At 64.9% G+C, this 328-nt stretch carries 1 pseudogene; it reads left to right on the forward strand.

What is annotated here, in order from left to right:
• Nucleotides 1-328 (forward strand): annotated as a pseudogene (locus IH50_RS38510) (alpha-1,4-glucan--maltose-1-phosphate maltosyltransferase); the annotation flags it as partial.

Raw genomic sequence — 328 nt, forward strand, 5'->3', positions numbered from 1 at the left:
GATGAAGACGGGGGTGCGGATCTTCCGCGTCGACAACCCGCACACCAAACCGGTCCTGTTCTGGGAACGGGTGATCGGCGAGATCAACCGCACCGACCCCGACGTGATCTTCCTGGCCGAGGCGTTCACCCGCCCCGCGATGATGCACACTCTGGCCCAGATCGGCTTCCAGCAGTCCTACACCTACTTCACCTGGCGCACCACCAAACAGGAACTGACCGAGTACCTGACCGAACTGTCCGGGGAGGCCGCCTCCTACATGCGGCCCAACCTCTTCGCCAACACCCCCGACATCCTGCACGCCTACCTCCAGCACGGCGGCCGCCCC

This window comes from Streptomyces sp. NRRL S-37 (assembly GCF_000721605.1).
GTDB lineage: Bacteria > Actinomycetota > Actinomycetes > Streptomycetales > Streptomycetaceae > Streptomyces.